Raw genomic sequence first — 20510 nt, forward strand, 5'->3', positions numbered from 1 at the left:
CCCTATGCTGAGAGCTCCGCCGTGGATCTCGAGCGGGAGCGGATCACGACGGCCTCATCGGCCGGCGATCAGGGGAGTGTGAGGCGATGACGCGGACCGGCGGCAGCACGGACAAAGCCGCGCCGGAGTCGCGAAACGGCGAGCGTCCGGCATACTTCGTCCAGTCGCTCGAACGAGGCCTGAAGATCATAAAGGCGTTCGACGAGACACGGCCCCAGATGACCTCGACCGAGGTCGCGAAGATCACCGGTCTCGACCGGGCGTCCACGAGGCGCTTCCTGCTCACGCTCGTCGACCTGGGATACATGGTCACCGACGGCCGCCTGTACGCCCTGCGGCCGCGCATCCTCGAGCTCGGTTACGCCTACCTGTCGAGCCTGAGCCTGCCCGACGTGGCGCTGCCCCACATGGAGGAGCTCGTCTCCGAGATCCACGAGAGCTGCTCTCTCGGGGTGCTGGACGGCGAGGAGGTGGTCTTCGTCGCGCGCGTCCCCACCAAGCGGCTGATGACCGTGCCGATAATGGTCGGCAGCCGTTTCCCCGCCTATCCCACGTCCATGGGCAGGGTGTTGCTCGCCGGCCGGCCCGACGAGTGGCTGGAGAAATACCTCACGTCCGCCGGCTTCACGGCGTTCACCAAGCGCACCGTGACCGATCCGGCCAAGCTGCGCTCCCTGGTGGCCCGCACCCGGACGCAGGGCTGGGCGATCGTCGACCAGGAGTTCGACGACGGCACGCGGTCGGTCGCCATGCCCGTCCGTGACTCGGCCGGCCGGGTCATCGCCGCGCTCAACGTGTCGATGCTCTCGGGGCGGGGCACCGCCCAGTCCATGCGTGACTTCCTGCCCGCCATGAGTCAGGCGGTCAGCAAAATCGAAGCAGACCTGCGCCCCGGCTTCCGCGGTCAGGAGATCGGACTGATCGGGTAGTCCTCGCCTGGGCGGGTCGCGAAAGGACCCCTTGCGATGATCACCGCCCACCACGCCGATCTCGGCGACATCAGGCTCTTCTACCGGCGTTGCGGCTCGGGTGATCGGCTGCTGGTCCTGCTGCACGGCTGGCCGCAGACCGGACACTGCTGGCGCCACCTCATGGAGCCCCTCGGCGAGCGCTACACGGTGGTGGCTCCCGACCTGCGCGGTTACGGGCGCTCCGGCAAGCCGGGAGCCGGTTATGACAAACGCACGACGGCTTGCGACATGTCCCGGCTGGTCAAGGCGCTGGGGTTCGCCACGGCCACCGTCATCGGCCACGATCGCGGCGCCCGCGTGGCGCACCGGTGGTCGTTGGACCGCCCGGAGGAGGTCGAGCGGCTGGTCCTGCTCGACATCCTGCCGACGCGGGAGGTCATGAACGGCTTCGACAAGGACTCGGCCGCGGCGATGTGGCACTGGTTCTTCCATCTGCAGCCGGACCTGCCCGAGCTGCTCATCGGCGGCAATGTCGAGCCCTACCTGCGTTTCTTCTTCGAAAGGCAGTCCTTCGTCCCGGGGGCGATCGACGAACCGGCGATCGCCGAGTACGTCCGGGCCTTCAGCGACCCCGACGCCCTGCACGCGTCACTGGAGGACTACCGCGCCGGATTCCGGGAGGACCTGGAGGCGGACGAGCGGGACGCGTTCGAGGGGAACGGCATCGGCCAGCCGCTGCTCGTCCTGTGGGGCGCGCAGGGAGGCCTGGGGAGCAGCCGGGCACTGGAGATCTGGGGCGACTACGCCGACCAGGTGACGGGTGCGCCGATCGACGACTGCAAGCACTTCCTGCCGGAGGAGCAGCCGGAACAGGTGCTGCGGCAGCTGCGCGCCTTCCTGCCCGGCTGGGCCTGAGCCCTGCCCGGCCGGGCCTGAGCGCCGCCCCTCGGTCACGGGTCCATGGTTGCCGACGCCCGCACATGTTGGTTACTATGCGCACAGTTGCGCGCAAAGCGCACGAAGGGACGGAGCGAGATGCCCGACGGATACCCCCTCACCCTGTGTGCGATGACATTGCAGGCAGCACCGTTCGCCGAACGCGTGCACGCCGCGGCGACCGCCGGGTTCGACTCCATCGGGCTCACCCTGGAGCAGTACCGCGACGCGCGGCGCGCGGGATTCGACGACGCGGCGATGCGCGACCTGCTCACCGAGCACGGGGTGCGTGTGGCCGAGGTGGAGACGCGCTGGGACTGGGCCGCCGGCGAGGCGGACACGCAGGCCGCCGAGGAAGGCGAGCTGCTGTTCCAGGTGCTGGACGCCTTCGGGTGCCGCCGGTTCAACGCGATGCAGTTCGTCCCGCACCCGAAGGACGAGCTCGTCGGCCGGTTCGCGGCGCTGTGCCGCCGCGCGGCCGCCCGGCAGGTGACCGTCGCCCTGGAGTTCATGCCGTTCAGCGAGCTGCGCACCCTGGCCCAGGCGTGGGAGGTCATCGCCGCGGCCGGGGAGCCCAACGCCGGAATCCTGCTGGACAGCTGGCACTACCACCGGTCGGGCGGCTCACCCGATCTCCTGACGAGCATCCCCGCGGACAGGATCGTCTCCGTCCAGCTCAACGACGCGCTGCCCGAGCCGGACGCCGACCCGCGCCACGAGGCGCGGCATCTGCGCCTGCTTCCGGGCGAGGGCTCGATCGCACTCACGGACCTGCTGGCACTGCTGCGCGACCACGGGGTGCGGGCACCCATGTCCGCCGAGGTGTGGTCGGACGCCCTCGAAGCCCTGCCTCCCGCCACGGCGGCGAGCCGGGTGTTCGAGGCGACACGACGCGTCCTGGAACGGGCCGGGTGGCCGTCGCTCACCACGACGGCCACCACATCCGCTTGACCGTCACATCAACTCCGAACAGACAGGAACCGGCCATGTCAGCAGCCGATCGGCAAGCCATCAGAGAGCTCATCGAGAACTGGGTGGTCTGGCGCGACGCCGGCGACTGGGAGCGCTTCGCCACCGTGTGGCATCCGGACGGGGTCATGCAGGCGACCTGGTTCCAGGGCGGCTACGCCGACTTCATCGACGTCAGCAGGCAGGGGTGGGAGCGCGGCGTCCGGATCCTGCACTTCCTAGGGGGGACGTCCGTCGACCTCGCCGGCGCCCGCGCGATCGCCCAGACGAAGATGACGATCTCACAGCGCGCCGAGGTCGACGGGGTGCTCTGCGACGTGGTGTGCACCGGCCGGTTCTTCGACTTCCTCGAACAGCGCGACGAGCGGTGGGGGCTGGTGCACCGCCAGCCGATCTACGAGCGGGACCGGATCGACCCCGTCGAGGCGGGCGTGAGCCTCCGGCTGGATCGCGAGCGGCTGGGCCGGTTCCCGGAGGGCTACCGGCATCTCGCATACCTGCAGTCCGGGCTCGGCTACCAGGTGAAGGCGGACATGCCGCAGCTCACCGGCGCGGCCGTCGAGTCGCTGTACGCCCGCGGCCGGGCATGGCTGGACGGCGCCCGCGACCTCGCCGGCGCGCGATGAGACACGGCGTTCGGCCTCGCCGCTGACCGGCCACCGGCCCGGAACAGAGCACGACTCCGGCCTCACCCCTGACCACCCGCCGAGCCGGAACAAGACAGATCGCCCGCTTCGCCTCTGACCACTCACCAGCCCGGGTCAGGGCAGCACACCCGGTCACCGGCCCAAGCCAGAGCAGGGCACCTGGCCTCACCCGCCGGCTACCGGCCACCGACCGTGCCCGGCGTCGAGGGCGGCCATGCTCGGACCCCGACAACCGGACACCGTCGTCCCCCAACGCCCTCCATCCCCCGCTTCCCAGCCTCGACGCATCCCCCGTTTCCCAGCCTCGACGCTCTCGACGGGCGCACCGGCTCCAACATGGTCGCCGGCGCCGGAGAGAACCCGATCCGCGTGTCCACCCGCGAGATCGCGGCCTCACCCGGAGGAGCGTTTCCATCCTGCCCCGGCCCTCGCGCCGGGCGGCGCACCCCCCGCCTCCCACCCGCCCGTTTTCCTTGCCCTTGTCGCCGTCATCGCCCACAGGGGCGGATGGCCATGTGGCGGATCGGCAGGACGAGTCCAGCCATCCACCGAAGTTTCGGTATCCGGCCGGGCCGTATCCCCAAGCAGGCGGGGCCGTACCTCCACCCCCGGACCGAGCCATCGCCGTCTGGCGGCCGGGCCGTACCTCCACCCCGGCCGGGGCGAGAGGACCTTTCCCGGCATGCCCACCGGCGGTCATCAGGCTCAACGCTCATCGGCGACCACCTCGGCGCCCCGCTCACCGGCGTCTGAACGCCGGGAAGCCGGCGCCTGAACGCCGGAGAGACGGCGCGGCCAAACAATTACGGACACCCCTATTGACCTGACGAGATGCGGCGCTAGGATCGCTATACGCACAACGGTGCGCATAGCGTACAAAACGAGGCGAGCGGACGGACGATCCGCGGCGCGATCTTCACAACCTTGGGAGCAACCGACTTGTCTCGACCGGCACACTTCGATCTCGTCGTCATCGGCGGCGGTCTGGGCGGCATCGCCGCGGCCCTTGCAGCGGCTCGGCTCGGCCTGCCCAGCGTTCTGGTCAGCGAGTCCGACTGGATCGGAGGCCAGGTCTCCAGCCAGTGCATCCCTCCGGACGAACATCCCTGGATCGAGTCGGTGGGATGCACGCGGACCTACCGCGAGTTCCGCGACCGGGTGCGGGACTTCTACCGCCGCAACTACCCGCTGAACGCCGCCGTCCGCGAGACTCGCCTGTTCAACCCGGGTTCGGGCAACATCGGCCCGCTGAGCCACGAGCCGTACGTCGCGCGCCTCGTCCTGGAGGAGATGCTCGCGCCGTGGATCAGCCGAGGGCTGATCACCGTGCTGCGCGACTACCAGGTGGCAGAGGTCTCCACCGACCTGGACGAGGTTCGCAGCGTGCTGGTACGCGGCGCCGGCGGCGATGAGATCGAGATCTCGGGAAGCTTCTTCCTCGACGCCACCGACCTCGGAGACCTGATCGGTCTCGCCGGTGTCGAGCACGTCGTGGGCGCCGAGAGCGCCGCCGACACCGGGGAGCCGCACGCCCTGCCGGGCGCGCCCGACCCGCTCGACCAGCAGGCGATCACCTGGGCTCTCGTCCTGGGCTGGCAGCCGGGCACCGACAACACCATCGAGCGCCCCGACGACTACGAGACCTGGCGGAGCTACCAGCCGCCGGAGTGGCCGGGCTCGCTGCTGAGCTGGGAGGTCAGCGACCACGTCACCCACCGGCCCCGCACCCGGCCGCTGTTCGTCGACCGGCCGTCGCCGGGCGGGATCTACTACGACCTGTGGCACGCCAGGCGCGTCCTCGACTCCGGCCACCTGGACGACGAATGGTCGGACGTGACGGTCGCCGCCTGGCCGATGATGGACTACTCGCGGCTACCGCTGATCGGGGTCGACGACCAGACCCGCCGGCGCGCGCTGGCGGACGCCCAGCAGCTGTCGCTGTCGTTTCTGTACTGGATGCAGACCGAGGCGCCACGGCACGACGGCGGCCAGGGTTACCCGGAGCTGCGGCCCCGCGGTGACCTGACCGGCACGGCGAACGGGCTGGCCAAGATGCCCTACATCCGGGAGAGCCGGCGCATCCGGGCGGAGGTCACGCTCCTCGAACAGCACATCGGCGTCGAGGCCCGCAAGGGACTGCAGGGGGCGGAGCGCTTCGCCGACAGCGTCGGCATCGGCGCCTACCGGATCGACGTGCATCCCTCGACCAGCGGCCGCCCCACCATCGACATCGACACCTGGCCCTTCCAGATCCCGCTCGGCAGCCTCATCCCCGTACGCGTGAAGAACCTGCTGCCGGCCGCCAAGAACATCGGCGCCACCCACCTGACCAGCGGAGCGTGCCGCGTGCACCCTTCGGAATGGACGGTCGGCGAAGCCGCGGGCGCGCTCGCCGGCTTCTGCGTCCGGCAGAAGCTGCGGCCCACGCAGGTACGCGCCGACGAGGCCAGACTCGCCGAGTTCCAGGCGATGCTCACCGGCCCCATCGGAATCGAACTCGAATGGCCCGAATACGAGGCCCTCACCCCGCGCCACAGGTTCGGGTACGTGACGGCCTCGCCCGCCCCGCAGGGAAGGCCGGCATGATGTCCGGCCCGGGACCCGGAACCGCCGGCCCGGCGTTGCGCCGCCACCGCCTGGCGCACGGCGGCGTCGAGGGGCTCGCCGCCGCCGTGCGCTCCGGGGACGTCCGGGCGACGGACCTGCTGCGAAGCTCGCTTGAGCGCATCGCGTCGCACGACGGGACGCTGCACGCGTTCACCCAGACGTTCGCGACCCAGGCCCGGCTGACGGCCGCCTCCCCCGCCGCCCGCGAGGGCCTCCTCGCCGGACTGCCCGTCGCGGTGAAGGACAACATCGACGTCGCGGGTCAGGTGACGAGTCTGGGGTTGCCACTCGACGCGTTCCCACCGGCCGACGCCGACGCCGACGCGGTCGCCCGGCTGAAGAGCGCGGGCGCCCTGATCGTCGGCAAGACCAACCTGCCCGAGCTGGCGACCTCGGCCGTGACCAGGAACGCGCACTACGGCGACGCCCGCAACCCCTGGGACGTCGAGCGGACGGCGGGCGGCTCGAGCGGCGGCTCCGCGGCCGCCGTGGCCGCCGACATGGTGGTCGCCGCGCTGGGCACCGACACGGCCGGCTCGGCACTGATCCCGGCCGCGTTGACCGGCGTCTGCGGGCTGCGCCCCACCACGGGTCGCATCAGCACGCGCGGCGTCACACCGCTCAGCAGGACGTTCGACACCGTCGGCATCATCGCCTGGGAACCCGCGGACATCTCGCAGGTGTTCCGCGTACTCGACGACGACGGTCCGGCCGAACCGGAGTCCGAGGCGTACGGCGTCACGGACGGGCCGGGGTCCGAGGCGTACGGCGTCATGGACGGGCCGGCCGGCCTGCGCGTCGGTGTTCTCACCGGCTGGTTCCGTACGGCCGACGACGGCGTGCTGGGCCGGTTCGACGCGGCCGTGGACAGGCTCGCCGACGCCGGCGCCGTGCTCCGGCCGGTGGAACTCCCGTCCGCGCGACTCGTGCGCGACCAGGCGCGGGTCATCTACGCCGTCGAGGTCAGCGCCGCGTTCGCGGACCTCCTCGGTGAGGAGAACCTCTACTCCGCCACCGTGGAGAGCCGCCGCACCGCCGGGTTCGCCTTCTCGGGCGTGGACCACGTCCGCGCGCTGCGATTTCGCGACCGGTGGCGGGACGAGGTCGACGCCGCCTTCGCCGACGTCGACGTGCTGGTCTGCCCCACCACTCCGACCACGGCGCCCAGGATCGACACCGCCACCGAGGAGACGACGTCCGCCCTGGTCGGCTTCACCTATCCGTTCTGCCTCGCCGGCGCGCCGGCGCTGTCGCTGCCCTGCGGCACCCATGACGGCCTGCCCGTCGGCATGACGCTCGTCGCGCCGCCGGGTGCGGATCGCCGGTTGCTGCGCATCGGGGCCGCCTGCCACCGCGCCGGCCTGACCGGCTCCGCCCACCTGTTTCCGCCCGGCCGGTGAGCCGCCGGCCGTACCCGCCCAACCAAGCGAGAGAGCGCCATCCATGGACACACGACCGCATCCCATGACCAAGATCCAACGCAATGCCATCGGTTTCCTCGCCTGCTCCGCGATGCTGGCCCTGACGACAGCGTGCGCCGCCTCGGCCACGCCCGCCACGCCCACCACGGCGTCCGCGAGCAAGGATCCCAGCACGGTCGTCATCGACTACGTGCCCGGCGTCTCTCAGCTGCCCTACTTCGACACCGCCTACCGCGGCGCCGCCGCCCAGGCGAAGAAGTACGGATACCAGGTCAAGTACATCGCGGTCTCCGCCTACGACGCGACGACCCAGAACAACGTGCTCAACGCCGAACTCGCCTCCCAGCCCGATCTCCTGCTCGTGTCACCGGTGGACGACATCTCGCTGCGGCCGGCCATCCAGCGGTACATCAGCGCCGGCATCCCGGTCATCACCGTGGGCGGAACGCTCAAGAACACCGAGGGGCTGGTCGCGCAGATCGCGACGGACAACTACCAGGGCGGCCGGATCGTCGCCGAGAGCTTCGGTAAGCAGCTCAACGGCACCGGGACCGTGGCCGTCCTCAACATCGCGCCTGGCAGCTCCACCATCGAAGACCGTGTCAAGGGCTTCAACGACACGATGAAGAAGAACTTCCCCGGGATCAAGGTCCTGGAGGAGCAGTACGGCGGCGCCACGGTCCCGTCCAACCAGCAGGCGGTGCGCGGCCTCCTGCTGGCGCACCCCGAGACCAACGCCATCTTCGGCGCCACCGAGGTCAACGGCGAAGGAGCGACCGCCGCCGTGGCCGCCGTGGGCAAGACCGGGCAGATCCGAGTCGCCGCGTTCGACGCCTCGCCCGAGCAGGTCAAGCAGCTCAAAGGTGGGCGGATCGACTTCCTGTCCGTGTCGCAGCCGGCCAACCAGATGGCGCTGGCCATCGACTACGCGCACGCGCACCTGAGCGGAGACAAGGCGTCGATCAAACCGTCGACCTTGATCCCCAACGTCGGCGTCACCAAGGAGAACATCGACGATCCCGCGGTCACCCCCCTGCTCTACACCTCTGGAAGCTGAAAGGAGCTCCCATGCACATCTATCTGCACGAGACCATCGACCCGGTCAGGTCTCCCGGGGCGCACAACCGTTACCTCGACGAGATCGGCCACGTCGTGGCCACCGAGGGGAACGCGAAGGGTTCGGCCGGCGGGCGCTGCATCGCCAACTGGGTCCCCGTCTTCCTGACCGGCCAGTGGCCCCAGATCATCGGCTTCTGGCAGATGCCGGGAGGCTGGGACGGCTTCGCCGACCATTTCGACACCCATCCCGAGCTGTTCCACGAGCCCCTGGAGCGCTGGTACGGCGAGCGCTCCGGCGGCTTCGACCGTGTCCTCATCGGCACCGACTACACGCCCACCCTGGACGAGATCGTCGAGAGCGGAACGCGCGCCCCGGTCGTCCTGCACGAGACGATCCGCGTCCGGCCGGGCGACACGCCGGAGTACCTCGACTGCGTCGGCGCGCTGAAGGAAGCGCTCGGATCCATGTACGGGTTCGGCGTCCTCGGCGCCTACGAGGTCGCCTTCCGCAACCAGAGCGAGGCCATCGTGATCTGGTCCTTCCCCGACTTCAAGACGCTGGTGCGCACCCAGTCCGCCCCCGAGGAGTTCCCGGAGCTGCAGGCCTGGCGCGAGAAGAGCACCCAGTTGGAGACGGCGAACACCGGTGTGGTGGTCCGGCCCACCTCCTGGTCACCCCTGCGATGAGTCCGCGATCCATCGAACGGGCCCTGCGGCGGCCGGGAAGCGGATTCGATGAGTGAGGGAGCGAGCCGCACGGACCGGGTCGCCGTCGTCACCGGGGGCGGCGGGGACATCGGCGGCGTGACATGCGCCAGGCTGGCGCAGGACGGCTGGACGGTCGTCGTCACCGACCTCGACCTCGCGCGAGCTCGGGACATCGCCGAGAGCATCACCGGCTCCGGCGGCCGGGCGAGAGCGAGCGAGCTGGACGTCGCGGACCCCGACCGGATCCGCGACCTCGTGGCCCGCACCGCCGAAGAATTCGGCCGCATCGACGCGGTCGTCTGCTCGGCGGGCGTGGAACCCTCGCAGGACCTCGCCGACATCGACGTCGGATCATGGGACCTGACGCTCGACGTCAACCTGCGAGGGCCCGCCCTGCTCGCCCAGGCGGTGCTGCCCTGGTGGACCCGGCAGCGTTCCGGGGCCCTGGTCAACATCGCGTCGCGCACCTGGCTCGGCGGCGGCCACCCGGCGTACGCGGCCTCGAAGGCCGGGCTGGTCGGACTCACTCGATCGCTGGCTTTGGAGCTGGCACCGCTCGGCGTGACCGTCAACGCCGTCGCGCCCAGCTTCGTCCGCACCCGCTTCAGCCTTCAGCGCGGCGACGACCACACGCTCGACGACTACGCCGAGCGGGTTCGGGCGGCGACCCCGATGAAGGAACTGGTCCGTCCCGAAGACGTCGCCAACGCGGTCGCCTTCCTCGCCTCCGAGCAGGCGGCGCGCATCACCGGCGAGGTCCTGCACGTGTGCGCCGGCTCCCAGCTGCCGCTCTTCGTCAGCTGACGCCGCCGCGGAAGGCGGGTCACCGTACCTGATGCCGGCGTGACGCCGACCGCCATGGCACCGCGCCACGCCGGCCCGGCCGAACGGGTGCGCGGCCGCGACACGAGCCGCCCGAAGACACACGGGCGCTGACGTGCCGTGACCCCCGACGGACCCCGGCGATCTTCGCACCACCCCCTTGAAAGGCCCTCATGACATCCATGGCAGAAACCGCGACATCGGATCCCACCCGCCACGACTCCGCACCGGTACTGGAAGTACGTGGCCTGACCAAGCGCTACGGCTCGGTCGTGGCCCTGCACGACGTCACCCTCGACCTGATCCCGGGGCAGGTGCTCGCCCTGGTCGGGGACAATGGCGCCGGCAAGAGCACGCTGCTGAAAATCCTGTCCGGGAACGCGACACCGTCCGAGGGTCAGCTGCTGGTCAATGGCGAGCCCCGGCTGTTCCGCGGCCCCACCGACGCCTCCGCCGCCGGAATCGCCACCGTCTACCAGGACCTCGCGCTGGCCCTCGACCTCGACGTCACCAGCAACCTGTTCCTCGGCCGGGAGATCGTCACCTCCTCGCTTCCCGGACGATGGCTGAAGTGGCTCGACCGGGGGGAGATGCGCAGGCAGACCCAGGCGGCGCTGGACCGCGTGCACATCCACGTCCCCGACATCAACCGCGAGTGCGGGAACCTCTCCGGGGGCCAGCGGCAGGCGGTGGCGATCGCCCGCGCGGTCACCTGGTGCGAGCGGGTGCTGCTGCTGGACGAGCCCACCGCGGCCCTCGGCGTGGAGCAGCAACGCGAGGTGCTGAACCTCATCGACCACGTCCGCTCCCTGGGCACCGCGGTCGTGCTGGTCAGCCACCAGCTCCCGCACGTCATGGAGATCGCCGACCGCATCGCGGTGCTGCGCCGCGGACGGCTGGCCGCGCTCACCGACCGCGAGGCGGTAACCGTCGAACGCCTCGTCGGACTGATCACCGGCCTCGAAGGAGAGGCGGACGGCGGAACGGACCTGCCGGCGTCACCCGAACGCGAAGCACACGGAGACCTGGGATGAACCAATTGCAGTCGAAGTCCGGGCGCGTGACGACGGTCGCCGCCGCGGACGCGGCCGGTCCCGCGGCGGGTGCCGTCGGCGGCGCCACGGGCCGCACCACCACCCGCCGTCTCACGGTGATCGGCGAGCGCGCCGGCAGCCTGTGGACGCTGGGGGTGCTCGTCGCCATCGTCGTGCTGTTCGGCATCGTGGCGCCGCAGTTTCACACGAAGGCCGCCTGGGTGGCGACGTCACTGGCCGCGACCGAGGTGATCCTGCTCAGCCTCGGCCAGACCTTCGTCATCGTGGGACGCGGCATCGACCTGTCGGTCGGCGCCAACCTCGGCCTGTCGGGCATGGTGTCGGGCTGGGCGATGGCGAAGATGCTCGGGCAGGGGACCCTGTCGCAGACGGTGATCCTCATCGTCGGCGCCGCCGTCGCGGTCGTCGTCGGCATCCTCGTCGGTACGGTCAACGGCGTCGTCATCACCCGGCTGAAGATCACACCGCTGATCGCGACGCTCGGCATGATGGGTGCGGCGACCGGCGTCACCCAACTGGTCAACAACGGCCAGGACATCTCCGACCTGCCCCCCGACATCTTCGCGATAGGCAACACCGCGTTACTCGACGGATGGGTCCCGATCCCCGTCCTGGTGACGGCGGTCATCGCGATCGGTGCGGGCCTGCTTTTGCACTACACCCGCTTCGGGCGGCACTGTTACGGCATCGGCAGCAACCCGGAGGCGGCCGCGCGTACCGGGATCAAGGTCGAACGCCACACCACGACGGTCTACGCGCTCGCCGGCGCGCTCGCCGGCGTGGCCGGATTCCTCGTGATGTCCCAGCTGGCCGCCGCGTCGGTGACGGCCGGGCAGACCTCCGAGCTGTCCGCGATCGCGGCGGTCGTCATCGGCGGCGTCAGCCTGTTCGGTGGACGCGGCAACATCGCGGGAGCCGTCATCGGGACCCTGATCATAACGGTGCTTCAGACCGGGCTCGTGGTGGCGAAGGTCAGCTCCTCCTGGCAGACGATCACCGTCGGCGTCGTGCTGGTCGCCGCCGTGTTCGCCGACCAGCAGCGGCTGCGGCTGGCCCGCCGTACTTGATCGAGACGCCCGCGCCCGGACGGCGCGGTGGGCGCGTGGCAGCGGCGAAGGCCCGGCGGCTCGTGATGCCACGACTGCCGACCATATTGTCCATACTGGCCATATCTGCAGCATTCATCACATTGACCACATCGCCGGACCCCGCCCCGCGCGCCGCGCGCCGGACCGGGGACCGCCCGCGATTCACGATCCCCCACCGGGTTAATTGATCGAATGCCGGGCAGCAAGAGAAAGATGCGCTTATTTCCTGACACTATCGACATTCCAGGTAAAGATCAAAGCTTTTCATGTGCCCTTGTGACCTCTGCCGGCTTCAAGCCATCGATCCGCGCCCTACACGGGGATCGCACATTTATGGATCTTGAGCTTCTGTTCACCGTCACGTTCTGGTCGCCCAGCCACTTCTGGGTACGAAATTCACTGGTGAGCCATTCGGCCAGAAGAAATTCGCTCAACGGGCATCCCATCTCACGTAAGTGCCATTGGGATTCTTCCATCTATTTCAGTATTCGTGGAGCGAATTAAATTGCCGGCCATTCACCAGACAGGATTCACCCCAAGACGTGGAGAATAGAGACAAGAGTGTCACAGCAATCAAAAATCCTCCTCGGTAGTCGGCTGCTCGCTATCGCAGCCGCGATGGTCACGGCTCATGCCGGCGCGGTGGCCGTCGCGACATCCGCACTGGCCGAACCGGCCGACACCCCTGCGACGGTTTACGCCTGTGTGAAGGCCTTCGGGCCCACCAGGGGATGGCCTCGCGTCATCGGCACCGGCATCACCACGTGCTACATCGATGAAACGCGAATCGTGTGGAACATCGAAGGCCCTCAGGGCGAACCAGGACCGCGAGGCCCTGCGGGGCCGCGCGGCCCCAAGGGGGACACCGGCGACACGGGACCCAGAGGGGACACCGGCCCGCAGGGCCCGCAAGGCAGGCAGGGCCCGCAGGGGACCGAAGGTCCGCGCGGGCCCAAGGGCGACACCGGTGACCAGGGAAGGCCGGGCGTCACAGGCCCGCAGGGCCCGCAGGGCGAGCCGGGCAAGCGCGGGGACGTCGGCCCCCAGGGTCCCAAGGGCGACACCGGGCCGCAGGGCCCACAGGGCAGGCAGGGCCCGCAGGGCGAGCCGGGAGCGCGCGGGGACGTCGGCCCCCAGGGTCCCAAGGGCGACGTCGGGCCGCAGGGCCCGCAAGGCAGGCAGGGCCCGCAGGGGACCGAAGGTCCGCGCGGGCCCAAGGGCGACACCGGACCGCAGGGTGAGCAGGGTCCGCAGGGCGAGCCGGGCGAAACCGGCCCACAGGGTGAGCAGGGTCCGCAGGGGGACACCGGGCCCCAGGGCCCCAAGGGCGACACCGGCGACCAGGGCCCACAGGGCCCACAGGGCGACACCGGCGAGCAGGGTCCCAGAGGAGAGACCGGCGATCAGGGTCCCCAGGGCGACACCGGAGACACCGGACCGCAGGGTGACACAGGTCCCCAAGGTCCGCAGGGCGACACCGGACCGCAAGGACCCAAGGGCGACACCGGCGACACCGGACCCCAAGGACCGCAAGGCGACACCGGACCGCAAGGCCCACAGGGTGACACAGGTCCCCAAGGTCCGCAGGGGGACACCGGCGACCAAGGACCCCAGGGGCCGCAGGGCGACACCGGACCACAGGGGCCCAAGGGCGACACCGGCGACACCGGACCCCAAGGCGAGCAGGGCCCGCAAGGCGAAACCGGCCCGCAAGGCGAAACCGGCCCGCAAGGCGAAACCGGCCCGCAAGGCGAAACCGGACCCCAAGGCGAGCAGGGCCCGCAGGGCGAGACCGGACCACAGGGGCCCAAGGGCGACACCGGCGACACCGGACCCCAAGGCGAAACCGGACCGCAAGGCGAGCAGGGCCCGCAGGGCGAAACCGGCCCGCAAGGCGAGCAGGGCCCGCAGGGCGAAACCGGCCCGCAAGGCGAGCAGGGCCCGCAGGGCGAGACCGGACCACAGGGGCCCAAGGGCGACACCGGACCCCAAGGCGAGCAGGGCCCGCAGGGCGAAGCCGGCCCGCAAGGCGAGCAGGGCCCGCAAGGCGAGGCCGGACCGCAAGGCGAGCAGGGCCCGCAGGGCGAGACCGGACCACAGGGGCCCAAGGGCGACACCGGCGACACCGGACCCCAAGGACCCCAGGGACCCGCGGGCATCATCGTGGACCCTCAGGATGTCGACGAGACCGTCACGGTCGAGGGGGAGAGCGTCGGAACCGCAATCGCCATCTGCCCGGTGAACACGGCGTTGATCAACGGCGGGTACCTGAACCCGGACGGATTGGTCGTCACCGCCAACCTCTCCAACTCGGCGGACAATTCCTGGACGGTGACGGCCAGGAACTTCGGCCTTCTGCCGGCGCAGATCACCTCGCACGCCACCTGTTGGCCGCTGAGCTGACCTGAGTCTCCGACCACCCGCGGGCCCGGCACGATCGTTCGCGCCGGGCCCGCGGAACCGGCACCGCGAAACTCTCGGGCGGGACGTTCGGGGCCTCTCCCGAAGTCGCGTCCCGGTTGATCCCATATATCGGCTGATCCCATGTGCCGGAGGACGACGGATTCCCTGTCCGGGCGAGGCACGGCGACGGCCGCCGGTCCCGGCCGGTCCCTGCCAGACCAGGCCGGGCCAGGCCGGTGACGATCAGGCCGGTCTAGGCGGAGGTCGTCTCCTGCGCGCCCTGCTGGGTGGGGATCCCGACCCGGTCGACGATCGTGTCCGCACCCTCCTGGCGGGCGCAGTGCGCGCAGCAGAACCAGCGCCGACCCGCCTGAACGCCGTGCCCGACGATACGGACCCCGCAGCGCTCGCAGATCGGCGCCATCCGCTGGATCGCGCATTCGAAACTGTCGAAGACGTGCACGGCCCCCTGGGCGTGCACTTCGAAACTCATGTCGTAGTCATTGCCGCATACTTCACACTGCGCCATGTCTCCCCCAAAAACTCACGGCGATTTCCGTGTGGGTCTACCCAGAGCGGGCTTCGCTCAGACCGGCGCCCACAAGGCGACCACCCCCGCTACCAGGCCGAACGTCCCAAGATGATCGGAGCGAGCGAACCAGGCACCGCAGACCTCCTCGACGGGCTCCACCGCGGCTCCCCGCACGTGTCCGGACCCGCTCCCCGTACGGAGAGCTCTGGTCAACCAGGGCATACATCGCGGTAGGGAACGCCTCTCAGGGAGTCGCGCCACTCGCCGGGCGACAGGGTACGGCCGGCCCGCTCGCAGACCGCGGCCGCCACCTGCTCCGGATCGACCGGCTGCTCGGCCAGGACTCCGTCGGAATCGACCGTGATCAGCCGGGAACCGTCGGCGGTGAACGCCAGCGACTGGAGGTCGCCGGTGTGCACCGCGATCGGCTGTCCGAGACGGCGTCCGGTGGCGATGTCCCACAGCGCCACCGACCGCTCGTCCGCGCCGCCGGCGATCACGTCGCCGCGCGGCGAGTAGGCCAGCCCCGTCCCGGCCCCGGTGCCGGCGCGGATCAGGGCGCCCACCCGGTTCCTGGTCCCGCTCTCCCACACCGACATCCGCCCGACCTGGTCGGCGGTGGCGAAGCGGGTGCCGTCCCGGCTGAAGGCCAGCGAGGTCACCGGGATGCTGACGGTCGGCGCGCCGTAGGTGTCGCCGAACGGCTCGCCGGTCGTCACGTCCAGCAGCCGCTGCTCTCCCCCGGCGACGCCGAGGGCCTTGCCGTCGGGGGTGAACGCCAGCGCGTTGACGAACTCCTGTCCCCGCGACCAGCGGTGGCGGCCACTGGGCACGTCCCACAGGTGGATCTCCCCGCTGGGCGCCTTCTCCGGGTCGTAATACATGACGTAGGAGGCCACGGCGGTGCCGTCGGCGTTCATCGCCAGGGCGGGCACCTGGCCCTGGCGCGAGGCCTCGACGGTGGCGATCCGCCTGAAGGTGGCGGTGTCCCAGATCGTCAGCCGGGAGCTCTCCCCGCCGGTGTTGACCGCCAGCCGCCGGCCGTCCCTGCTGAAGGCCATCGCGAAGTAGCCGTCGGCGCCCTTGGGTCCGACGGCCAGGGCGGCGACGGGTTTGCGCCGGCGGACGTCCCACAGCCGGACCTCACCTGCCCCGCTGTCCCTGGAGGCGAGCAGGCGCCCGTCCGGGCTCAGCTCGGCCCAGTGGGTGCCGGCGCCCTTGAGCACAATCGGGCTGGTCAGCGCGGCGATGTCGAGAGCGGTGACCGACCCCTCGGTGAGGTAGCGCAGCGTGCGCCCGTCCGGGTCGAAGGCCACGACGGGCATGAAGGCGTCGATCCTCTGAGTGAGCAGGAGCCTGCCGTCCCGGACCCGCCAGAGCTTGATGCTCGTGTCGTCCGCGGCGGACAGGAAGCGGCCGTCGGGGCTGAAGCGCAGCTTTCCGCCGTTGCCCGGCTCCAGCGGACGTTCCAGATCGGCTCCGGTCGCGGCGTCGCGCAACTGGACGGTCTTCCCTCTGCCGACGGCGATGGTCCTGCCGTCCGGGCTGTAGGCGACGTGCGGCCCGCAGCCGTTGCACCGGCTCCCCAGCGGGGTCCGGCCCAGGCCCGCCAGGGTGAAGGCCACCGACTCCCCGTCGAGGGTGCCCACCGCGAGCCCGCGGCCGTCGGCGGAGGTGTCGAAGTCCAGGCCCGCGACGGATGGGAACCGCCGCTCTCCGGTCGCCGGGTTCCAGACCGTGAGGCCCTCCCCCTCGGTGATCAGGACCCGGTCCTCAGCCTGACCGAAGAAGGCCTGGGTGTCGCCACCGCCCTCCCGCCCCTGGACGGTGAGGGTCGCGCCGGTCGGCCTGCCCGTGGCCATGTCCCAGAGTTTCAGCTCCATACCGCTGATCACCGCGAGCAGCTTGCCGCTCGGGCTCAGCGCGACTCCTCGCAGGTCGTCGCCGATGCCCTTGAATCCGCCGACGCGCTCGCCGGTCCGCACGTCCCAGACGCGCACCTCGCCGTCGCCCGCGCTGACGAGCGTGCGGCCGTCACGGCTGAGCGCCCTGAGTGTCTGTATCGCGGTGGCCGGGTCGTGGAAGGTCGCCCTCTCCCGCTGGGCGAGTGAGCCGGCCAGACTCGCCCTGGCCTCTGCCACCGGTGCCAGTCGCCAGGCGGCCACGCTGAGCAGCATGGCCTTGACCGGCTCGGTCACCCGTAGTGAGTCGGCTGTCGCGGCGAGCTGGCGGGCCTCCGCCTGGTCTCGTTGGAGCGCGATGGTGGCGCTGCGCGCGTCGGCCACCCTGCTCTGCTGTACGGCGAGCGCCCCGGCCACCAGCGCGGCCAGCAGCAGCACGGCCAGCGTCATGGACAGCAGCCGGCCCCGGCGGGCGCGGCGTCTGGTGAGAGCGGCGCCCGCCTCCAGGAAGTCGCGCTCGACCGGGCTCAGCGTGATGTTGCGGCGCCCGGTGGCCGCCCAGTTCATCGCGTTCTCCAGGCTGCTGCCCTGCAGCAGATCACCGTCCCGGCGCCCCTGGTCCTGCCAGTGCCGCGCGCCGGAGAGGATCCCCCGGTGGACGATCAGGCCGTCCCGGTTGGCCTGGACCCACAGGCGCAGCCGGGGCCACGCCTGTGGCAGGGCGGGCCGCGACAGCCAGACCTCCCGGTCGTTGTGGGCGACCAGGTAGGCGAAGACCTGCAGCACCTTGCGCACGGCGGCCGCCTCGTTCTCGTGCCGCCCGTCGAGGAGTTCGGCCCACTGCGCCTGCCGTACGCCCGGCTCGCCGTCGTCGGTCACGGTGACCAGCCGGAGAAAGATCTCAGGGGCGATCTCCCGTTCGGCCGGGCCGAGCGCGGCGTAGGCGTCCTCGGCCAGGGTGCCGAGCGCCGGGTCGGCAGCGGCGGCGCGGACCTGGGCCCCGGCGTTGCTGCCCGCCGCGAGCAGCCGCGAGGTGTCGAGTCGGCCGTCGTCACTGACCAGGGCGAGCAACAGGTCCCTCGCCGACGGCCTGGCCTGGGGGTCCTTGGCGAGTGAGGCCGCGATGAAGGGGCGGAGCCGTTCGGGCAGCATGTCCAGCTGGGGCTGGACGGAGAGCACGCGGTGCATGACCCCGCCCAGGCTCTCGGCCCGGAAGGGATCGGCTCCCGTCGCGGCGAAGACCATGATCCCGCCCCAGGCGAACACGTCGACCGGCGTACCGGCGCGCTGACCCATGAAGATCTCGGGAGCCATGTAGGTCGGGGTGCCCGCCACCATGCCGGTCGCGGTCAGCGACATGTCCGCCGTACGGGCGACGCCGAAGTCGATCACCCGGGGGCCGTCCGGGCCGAGCAGCACGTTGTCGGGCTTGAGGTCGCGGTGGATGACCCCGGCGTCGTGGATGGCGGTCAGCGCGGTGGCGATCGCGGTCGCCAGGCGGTGCAGGTCGCCTCCGGTGAATCGGCGCCCGTCGGCGACCGCCTTGCGCAGGCTGGGGCCCTCGACGTATTCGGAGACGATGTACGGCCTGGGCCCGTCGAGGTCGGCGTCGATCACGCTGGCCGTGCAGAACGAGGCGACCCGCCGGGCGGCGGCCGCCTCGCGTCCGAACCGCTCGCGCAGTTCGGGGTCGGCACCGGCGTCGCCGTGCAGCACTTTGACCGCCACCCGCCTGCCCTCGGCGTCGTAGGCCTCGTAGACCACGCCCTGACCGCCCGCGCCCAGCCGCCCTGCCAGCCAGTAGTCGCCAAGCCGCTGGGGATCCCCGTCGATCAGCCCGGTGCTCATCGAACCTCCTTTCGTGTGAAGACCCCCGGCGTCGGCCGCGGGGAGGATATCGGCTCATGGTCCGTTCGCCGGCCCGTTCACCGCTCGTTGCACGTGCCGGTGGGCAGCATAGTTCTCCGGATGTCACACACTCAGGAGATGTCTCGTCCTCCCTGTGTGAACAGCGATGAAGACCTCGCCGTGGAGTTCGGCGCCATCCGGCCGCGGCTGGTCGGCGTGGCCTACGGCCTGCTCGGCAGTCTCGACGAGGCCGAGGACGTGGTCCAGGACGCCTGGTTCCGGCTGGGCCGTGCCGATCGCGTGGAGATCCAGGACGTCACCGGCTGGCTGGTGGTGACGGTGTCCCGGCTGGCGCTGGACGTGCTGCGCTCGGCGCGCGTGCGCCGGGAGGAGTATGTCGGGCCGTGGCTGCCCGAACCGGTGGTGACCGGGGCCGACCCCGCCGACAGGGTGACGCTGGCCGAGTCGCTGAGCATGGCGATGCTGGTGGTGCTGGAGTCGCTCAGTCCGGCCGAGCGCACCGCGTTCGTGCTGCACGACGTGTTCGGGGCGACGTTCGACGAGGTGGCCCAGGCGGTCGGGCGGTCGCCGGCCGCCTGCCGCCAGCTCGCCGCCCGTGCCCGCAAGCACGTCTCGGCCCGGACGCCCCGGTTCGGCGTGGACGCCGACGAGCACCGCAGGGTGGTCGAGGCGTTCGCCCGGGCCAACGTGGGTGACGCCATCGACACCCTGCTGGCGCTGCTCGATCCGGACGTGGTGCTCCGCAGCGACGGTGGCGGCCTGGCGCGCGCGGCCAGGCGGCCGATCCACGGGGCCGACCGGGTGGCCCGCTTCCTGATCGGGGTGGCCGGGCGCTACGGCGTCGCCGGCCGGTTCGACTCCACGACGGTCAACGGCCGGCCGGGGTTGCTGCGCTTCCATCGGGGACGGCTGAAGGGCGTCTACGGGCTGACCGTGGCCGACTCCCGGATCACCGAGATCTTCGTCGTGATGAACCCACAGAAACTGAGGAGTGTTCGATGAAAGCACGGATGAGCATCGCCGAACTCGCCCCCGAGGGCTACAAGGCCATGCTGGGCCTGGAGAGATACCTGGCCGGCTGCGGCCTGCCGCACGCCACGCTGGAGCTGGTGAAGCTGCGGGCCAGCCAGATCAACGGGTGCGGCTTCTGCGTGGACATGCACAGCCACGACGCCAAGAAGGCCGGCGAGAGCGACGAGCGGCTGTTCTCGGTGGCCGCCTGGCGGGAGGCTCCCTACTACACCGACGCCGAGCGGGCGGCGCTGGCGCTGGCGGAGGAGGCCACCCGGCTCAGCGACCGCGGGGAGACGGTGCCGGACCGCGTGTGGGAGGAGGCCGCCGGGCACTACGAGCCGGAACAGCTGGCCGCGCTGGTGATGGCGATCGCGGCGATCAACGCATGGAACCGGATCGCGGTCACCACGCGTGCGGTCGCGGGCTCTTTGCGTAACAAAACCAGTTGATCCGGGTCGTGTCACGGGGTTAGGTTGGCTCGCACGGAACCCCGTGCGGGCCGGCCCTTCCACCCGGGGCGTGCCGTCCGGCGACGTGGAGCACGATCAGCCCGAGGAACGGCGAGTCC

16 protein-coding genes are annotated in these 20510 nt (G+C 71.0%); 14 read left to right on the forward strand and 2 right to left on the reverse strand.

What is annotated here, in order from left to right; all coding sequences use genetic code 11:
• The first annotated feature begins 86 nt into the window (after positions 1-86).
• From ACQPYK_RS36750 to ACQPYK_RS36805, 12 genes are all read left to right on the forward strand, one after another.
• A complete protein-coding gene (locus ACQPYK_RS36750; RefSeq protein WP_433241728.1) occupies positions 87-929 on the forward strand; it encodes an IclR family transcriptional regulator domain-containing protein in 843 nt (280 codons plus the stop codon).
• Between the two features lie 36 nt (positions 930-965).
• Entirely contained in the window at positions 966-1826 is an 861-nt protein-coding gene (locus tag ACQPYK_RS36755) for an alpha/beta fold hydrolase (protein WP_433241731.1), read from the forward strand.
• Between the two features lie 153 nt (positions 1827-1979).
• On the forward strand, positions 1980-2798 hold the full coding sequence (locus ACQPYK_RS36760) for a sugar phosphate isomerase/epimerase family protein (protein WP_433241734.1): 819 nt from the start codon (positions 1980-1982) through the stop codon (positions 2796-2798).
• A gap of 35 nt (positions 2799-2833) precedes the next feature.
• Positions 2834-3442 carry a nuclear transport factor 2 family protein gene (locus ACQPYK_RS36765; RefSeq protein ID WP_433241737.1) on the forward strand — a complete coding sequence of 203 codons (609 nt, stop codon included), beginning with the start codon at positions 2834-2836 and terminating at the stop codon, positions 3440-3442.
• A gap of 960 nt (positions 3443-4402) precedes the next feature.
• A complete protein-coding gene (locus ACQPYK_RS36770; RefSeq protein WP_433241740.1) occupies positions 4403-6049 on the forward strand; it encodes an FAD-dependent oxidoreductase in 1647 nt (548 codons plus the stop codon).
• Positions 6046-7470, forward strand: a complete 1425-nt coding sequence (locus ACQPYK_RS36775) for an amidase (RefSeq protein ID WP_433241743.1) — start codon at positions 6046-6048, stop codon at positions 7468-7470. Before ACQPYK_RS36770 ends, ACQPYK_RS36775 begins: the two co-directional genes overlap by 4 nt.
• 64 nt (positions 7471-7534) lie before the next feature.
• Positions 7535-8548, forward strand: coding sequence for an ABC transporter substrate-binding protein (locus ACQPYK_RS36780; RefSeq protein WP_433241746.1), 1014 nt, complete (start codon positions 7535-7537; stop codon positions 8546-8548).
• A gap of 11 nt (positions 8549-8559) precedes the next feature.
• Complete coding sequence (locus ACQPYK_RS36785; protein ID WP_433241749.1) at positions 8560-9237, forward strand: hypothetical protein; 678 nt, start codon at positions 8560-8562, stop codon at positions 9235-9237.
• Positions 9238-9285: 48 nt separating this feature from the next.
• Positions 9286-10062: an SDR family NAD(P)-dependent oxidoreductase gene (locus ACQPYK_RS36790; RefSeq protein ID WP_433241752.1), complete on the forward strand. Its 777-nt coding sequence runs from the start codon at positions 9286-9288 to the stop codon at positions 10060-10062.
• A gap of 200 nt (positions 10063-10262) precedes the next feature.
• Positions 10263-11114: an ATP-binding cassette domain-containing protein gene (locus tag ACQPYK_RS36795; RefSeq protein WP_433241755.1), complete on the forward strand. Its 852-nt coding sequence runs from the start codon at positions 10263-10265 to the stop codon at positions 11112-11114.
• Entirely contained in the window at positions 11111-12202 is a 1092-nt protein-coding gene (locus ACQPYK_RS36800) for an ABC transporter permease (RefSeq protein WP_433241758.1), read from the forward strand. The genes ACQPYK_RS36795 and ACQPYK_RS36800 overlap by 4 nt, the downstream gene beginning before the upstream one ends.
• Before the next feature lie 639 nt (positions 12203-12841).
• Entirely contained in the window at positions 12842-14626 is a 1785-nt protein-coding gene (locus ACQPYK_RS36805; protein WP_433241761.1) for a spore surface glycoprotein BclB, read from the forward strand.
• A 253-nt stretch (positions 14627-14879) separates the two neighbouring features.
• Here ACQPYK_RS36805 and ACQPYK_RS36810 read toward each other — a convergent pair whose 3' ends face one another.
• Together ACQPYK_RS36810 and ACQPYK_RS36815 are read right to left on the reverse strand one after the other, a co-directional pair.
• On the reverse strand, positions 14880-15155 hold the full coding sequence (locus ACQPYK_RS36810; protein WP_433241764.1) for a hypothetical protein: 276 nt from the start codon (positions 15153-15155) through the stop codon (positions 14880-14882).
• A 212-nt stretch (positions 15156-15367) separates the two neighbouring features.
• Positions 15368-18907 (reverse strand): protein kinase domain-containing protein, encoded by a 3540-nt coding sequence (locus ACQPYK_RS36815; RefSeq protein ID WP_433241767.1) that lies wholly within the window; start codon positions 18905-18907, stop codon positions 15368-15370.
• 156 nt (positions 18908-19063) lie between these two features.
• On the opposite strand from ACQPYK_RS36815, the gene sigJ reads away from it, so the two are divergent.
• Both sigJ and ACQPYK_RS36825 read left to right on the forward strand, forming a co-directional pair.
• On the forward strand, positions 19064-19930 hold the full coding sequence (gene sigJ, locus ACQPYK_RS36820; RefSeq protein ID WP_433241770.1) for an RNA polymerase sigma factor SigJ: 867 nt from the start codon (positions 19064-19066) through the stop codon (positions 19928-19930).
• Positions 19927-20391: a carboxymuconolactone decarboxylase family protein gene (locus ACQPYK_RS36825; protein WP_433241773.1), complete on the forward strand. Its 465-nt coding sequence runs from the start codon at positions 19927-19929 to the stop codon at positions 20389-20391. Before sigJ ends, ACQPYK_RS36825 begins: the two co-directional genes overlap by 4 nt.
• Positions 20392-20510 lie beyond the last annotated feature (119 nt).

The organism is Streptosporangium sp. CA-135522, from assembly GCF_050949235.1.
In the GTDB taxonomy this organism is placed as follows: Bacteria; Actinomycetota; Actinomycetes; order Streptosporangiales; family Streptosporangiaceae; genus Streptosporangium.